Annotated in this window: 1 protein-coding gene; it reads right to left on the reverse strand. The window is 38.2% G+C overall.

The genetic code is table 11. The features are described from left to right. Positions 1 to 945: 945 nt before the first annotated feature. Positions 946 to 1,377, reverse strand: a 432-nt coding sequence (locus HNQ69_RS07570; protein ID WP_183229408.1) for a YadA-like family protein, incomplete at its 5' end; no start/stop codon positions are given.

Raw genomic sequence — 1,377 nt, forward strand, 5'->3', positions numbered from 1 at the left:
CTTTACATCATTACCTGCAAATGCAGCATATATTTTTTTCATAAAGAAATCCTCCAAGTAAGAAAAAACAGGCTTAAAACCTAAAAAGATAGACTTTGATGCAAGTCGAACTTTAGAAGTGGATGTTTTGAATGCTTTTTGTTGTTCTGTGACAAATTCGGGGTTGTCCTGGCCAATAAGAGCATTCCGTTAAGGTATTGGCGGGATTATTTTTGGCCGTCACCAGCATTGTAATTGCTATCCTTTCCGCAGGCGAGCGAAAGTTTTTTGCACGGAAATTTTTGAAGTAGGAAGGGTTTTATGACATAAAAAAGACATATTTTTAATGTTATCCTTCGGTATGTTTTTATAAGGTTTGTAATGGACAAGTGACAAGAAGGGATTTGGGGTATTTTTAGATAAGGTGATGGTCCTTTTCGTGCTTTTCATGACAGATATGGAAAAGCTTTAGTGATTTGATGCAGTGTTAGTGCGCGGAAGAAAGTTGTAGGGTCAATTTATTTAGAATTATAAAATAAGGTAGATGCGCCTTTCTTTAGCATATTGTTTCCCCCCCCCTTTAAGTGGTGTTGATTTGTGTGATAAATCTTGTTTGGTTTTATTTGATAGTTATAGGGTATATAGATGAAATAACAAGGGGGGGTGTTTTGTGCTCCTAAGGGTGAGCTTTTATTTTAGTCTTAATGACTAACGTCCTATGCTTCCATCTCTTCGTTCAATATAAATTATTGTTGGTATCCTATATCATCGGAAACCTCGTCAATATGGTTGTTTATGTTCGGCATACTCTCGGTTACACGAACATTGGAGTGTGCTTCGTTAGGAAATACGCCCCTATAAAACTTTCAAGTTTAATGTAATACTTATTTCATCTATAAAATTTTTACCCCTGCCTAATCAAACAAGGGTGAATCAGGTTCTCTTAAGAGATTTTGGTCTTTAACATTAGTTCAGGGCCATATTAAAACCTGCACCTATATTCCAATGACCTCCGGCACTTGTAATAGATAAACTAGAACGAATTCTTCCATCTTCAGATGTATAACCAGTACCAAAAGCAAAGGCCGATTGGCTACGCCATAAGCCGCCACCAAAGGCAACACTGAGTTTGCCAGGTGTGTCATTGTAACGCAAGTTAGATACCGCTAGACCAATAGCTGCTCCTTGTCTTGCTTCTTTGCGTGCCCCCTCAATGTTATCATTTAATGCTTCAAACTTCATATCCGTGTAGTCCTTAGCACGGGAAACAGCATCATCAAGGGCACCAATCTTGATATTCTTCATACGTTCATCCGTATATTTCTTCGCATCATCAAGAACAACTTTCATCTGCTGCTCAGTGTAATCATGCAACTGACCTCCATTCACTGCTTCCTT

This window comes from Bartonella callosciuri (assembly GCF_014203215.1).
In the GTDB taxonomy this organism is placed as follows: domain Bacteria; phylum Pseudomonadota; class Alphaproteobacteria; order Rhizobiales; family Rhizobiaceae; genus Bartonella; species Bartonella callosciuri.